Below are 3,413 nucleotides of genomic sequence, written 5' to 3'. Positions count from 1 at the left end.
TGCCGCGACTGCGGCAGAACGTAAGGAATATGCCGTGCCGGCAGCCGGCCGACGACGCCGCCGATGCCATAGACCCGGGCGATCGTCTCATCGCTGATCGTTTCCAGCGAAGGCCCGCTTGCCGTCACCCGACCGCCATGCATGACGATAAGCTGATCGGCAAATTCCGCCGCAAGATTGAGGTCGTGAAGGATGGCAAGCACGAGACCGCCGCCGCTTGCAAAATCGCGCGCCGTTTCCAGCACGGAAATCTGATGGCCGATATCGAGGCTGGCCGTCGGCTCGTCGAGGAACAGTGCCCGCGCCTCGCCATTATCCACGGGGTTCGGCACCTGCGCCAGCGCCCGGGCAAACTGCACCCGCTGCTGTTCTCCGCCGGAGAGCATGTTGTAGGAGCGTTGCTCGAAACCCCGCAGCCCCGCCTTGGCGAGCGCGCGGCGGGCCTGCTCTTCCGGCGCGCGGGACCCCTGTGCGACAGCTCCCATCCGCACGATCTCAAGCGCAGTGAAGGGAAAGGCAAGCTGGGTATTCTGGGGCAGCACGGCTCGCAGGCGGGCGAGCTGGACCGGCGTGAAGACGGAGAGCTCGACATTATTATACGTCACCGACCCGGTCTCGGGGCGCATTTCGCCCGACAGCACCTTCATCAGCGTGGATTTGCCAGCGCCGTTGGGACCGATGATGACATTGACCTTGCCGGGTTCCAGATCGACGCTGACTTCATCGAGCAGACGGCGGCCGGAGCGGATGAGGGTGAGGTTTTGAGCCCGGATCATGGCGTATTCCGCATGGAAAAACCGCCGCGTCCGAGCAGCAGGAACAGAAAGACCGGCGCACCGATAAGCGCCGTGACAACGCCGATCGGCAGTTCCGCTGGCGCCGCCACCGTGCGGGCAAAACTGTCGGCCAGCAGTAGGAGCGCCGCGCCACCCAGCGCCGAGGCTGGCAGCAGGAAACGGTGCGACGGACCAATGGCGAGACGAAGCAGATGGGGTACGACGATGCCCACGAAACCGATGGAGCCGGCCGCCGCCACACTCGCCCCGCAGGCGGCGGCAACGGCCAGAATGACGATCCGTTTCAGCCGCTGCACCGGAATGCCCATGTGAAAGGCCGCCGCATCCCCAAGGATCAGCGCATCCAGCCCGCGGGCGACGAAAGGAATGATGACAAGCACGACGATAATGAACGGCAGGGTGGCGAGCACCTTGGCGGGCGTCGCCCCGCCGAGCGAACCGAGCGACCAGAAGGTGATGTCGCGCAGCGCCCGATCATCGGCCACGAAGATCATCAGTCCGGTCAGTGCGCCGCTGATGGCGGCCACGGCAATGCCAGCCAGAATGAGCGTGGTGGTGGAGGTCGCGCCGTCCTTGGTGGCGATCAGGTAGAGCACCCAGGTGTTCAGGAGCCCGCCGAAGAATGCCATGATTGGCAGGAAATGCGGGCCGAAAAACACGGCAACCGTGGCGAGCGCGCCTTCCCCCAGCGAAATGGCTGCAACAGCAAAGAGCGCCGCACCCGATGTGACGCCGACAATGCCGGGATCGGCCAGCGGATTGCGAAACAGACCCTGCATCATCGCGCCCGAGACACCAAGCCCCGCGCCGATCAACATGCCAAGCGCCGTCCGTGGCAGGCGCACCGCCTCAAGAATGACCCGGTCGCGCTGATCGAGCTGATCCGCACCGCCGGTGAGATAGGCAAGGAGTTCGGAGATGCCGACGCCCGTGGGGCCGCTGACAAGCGATACGCCACAGGCCAACAGCAGGATGCCGACAAGCAGGACAAGTGTCATCGCACCCTGACGGGACCTGTCGCCCGCAACCCCGCCCCCGGTGGAAGTCAAGACGGCAAGGCTCACGGCTTCACCACATCAGGATAAAGTTTCGCTGCCAGCTCACGGCCGGCGGCTGGGGTGCGCGGGCCGAAACCGATGAGATATAGCCCATCCATGCTGATGAGAGCCTTGCTGGCAGCCGCAGGCGTCGACTGGAAGGCGGGCAGCGCGAAAATCTCATCTGCCTTGCCGGCATGATCGCCCCGCGCCATGGTCAGCACGACATCGGGTGCCGCGGCGATGACAGCTTCATCCGTCAGCGGCTTGTAACCGTTGATCTCCTCAGCCGCATTGATGCCGCCGGCCATTTCGATGATCGCAGCCGCCTCGGTATCCTTGCCCGCCGCCATGATGCGTCCACCTGCGATGGACAGCACGAAGAGAACGCGCTTTCTGCCCTTTTCCGGCACAGCGGCGACATCCTTGGCGAGAGCATCGAGCCCGGCCCTGGTTTCGGCGGCCAGCGCGCCGGCCTTGTCGGAAAGACCGACGGCCGCACCGACCTCCTCTATTTTCTTCGGGATGGCGTCTCCGCTCGGTGGTGTATCGACGGTGACGAAAGGCACCGCGCTTGCCTTCAGGATCGCGATGACATCGGCCGGTCCGGCGCCATCCTCGGAAAGAATGAGATCTGGTTTCTGCGACAGGATGCCTTCCGATGAGAGCGCCCTCATATAGCCGATGTCGGGCTTTGTCAGTGCGTCGGCCGGATAGCTGCTCGTGCTGTCGCGCGCCACGATGCGGTCCTGCGCGCCGAGCGCGTAAAGGATTTCGGTCACCGTCCCACCCACCGCAACGATCCGTTTCGCTTGCGGATTGCCCTTGTCGGACGCCATGGAAGCCGGCGCGGCAAAGGCGATTGCAGCTGGCACGAGGGCGGCGAAAACAACGGAACGAAGGCGGAAATTCATCATGACGTCATCCTGAAACGCGACCGGCGCCATTGCCCGGCGCCATTAATCTTGAGTTATTTACACATGTTTATCCACTGCGCAATCCGTAAGTGGAGTATTTTTGTTTGCTTTAATACGAACCTCTTCCCAAGCCGGTTTTCGCTCGATATCCTGACTGAAACAGGAAACTTAAAAGGAGACTCTGATGTTTATCGCCATGAACCGCTTTCGCGTCGTGCCGGGTTATGAAGAAACCTTCGAATCGATCTGGCGCGAGCGCAAATCGCATCTCAGCGAATTGCCGGGCTACATCGAATTTCACATGCTGAAGGGCCCGAAAGCGGACGACCACACGCTTTATGCCTCGCACACCGTCTGGGCCACCAAGGACGATTTCCTTGCCTGGACGAAATCCGAACAGTTCCGCGCCGCCCATGCCAAGGCTGGCGAGAACCGCGGCAAGGTCGAATATCTCTCCGGCCCGCACTTCGAAGGTTTCGACGTCATCATCCATGAAGACAAGAATGGCGAACGCCATTCGATTGCCGCCTGAGGCCGACCGGATGAGCATTGCAGCCCAGAAGACCGGTGACGACAGGCAGGCCCGCGCCGCCGCCGCGCTCGCCGAAAAGCCTGACGGTATCGTCGAGGCCATCGCCGCCAAGGCAGAGGTGACGCCCGCC

4 protein-coding genes and 1 pseudogene are annotated in these 3,413 nt (G+C 63.0%); 2 read left to right on the top strand and 3 right to left on the bottom strand.

What is annotated here, in order from left to right:
* The 3 genes from ACUTJJ_RS24915 to ACUTJJ_RS24905 all read right to left on the bottom strand — a co-directional run.
* A partial coding sequence (locus ACUTJJ_RS24915; RefSeq protein ID WP_445543767.1) for a heme ABC transporter ATP-binding protein occupies positions 1-776 on the bottom strand: 776 nt, incomplete at its 3' end.
* On the bottom strand, positions 773-1,861 hold the full coding sequence (locus ACUTJJ_RS24910) for a FecCD family ABC transporter permease (protein ID WP_445543766.1): 1,089 nt from the start codon (positions 1,859-1,861) through the stop codon (positions 773-775). The genes ACUTJJ_RS24915 and ACUTJJ_RS24910, both read right to left, overlap by 4 nt.
* Positions 1,858-2,751: a heme/hemin ABC transporter substrate-binding protein gene (locus ACUTJJ_RS24905; RefSeq protein WP_445543765.1), complete on the bottom strand. Its 894-nt coding sequence runs from the start codon at positions 2,749-2,751 to the stop codon at positions 1,858-1,860. Before ACUTJJ_RS24905 ends, ACUTJJ_RS24910 begins: the two co-directional genes overlap by 4 nt.
* Positions 2,752-2,935: 184 nt before the next feature.
* Between ACUTJJ_RS24905 and ACUTJJ_RS24900 the strand changes: the two genes are divergently transcribed.
* On the top strand, positions 2,936-3,283 hold the full coding sequence (locus ACUTJJ_RS24900) for an antibiotic biosynthesis monooxygenase family protein (RefSeq protein WP_006314959.1): 348 nt from the start codon (positions 2,936-2,938) through the stop codon (positions 3,281-3,283).
* 10 nt (positions 3,284-3,293) lie between these two features.
* Positions 3,294-3,413, top strand: a pseudogene (locus ACUTJJ_RS24895) (heme utilization cystosolic carrier protein HutX); the annotation flags it as partial.

Source organism: Agrobacterium sp. DKPNP3 (genome assembly GCF_052686535.1).
The sequence above is the reverse complement of the archived record's forward strand: the minus strand, read 5'-3'. Positions and strand labels throughout refer to the sequence as shown.

Coding starts and splice junctions, on each gene's coding strand:
- ACUTJJ_RS24905 (WP_445543765.1), bottom strand. CDS start 2,751: ATGATGAATTTCCGCCTTCGTTCCGTTGTTTTCGCCGCCCTCGTGCCA.
- ACUTJJ_RS24900 (WP_006314959.1), top strand. CDS start 2,936: ATGTTTATCGCCATGAACCGCTTTCGCGTCGTGCCGGGTTATGAAGAA.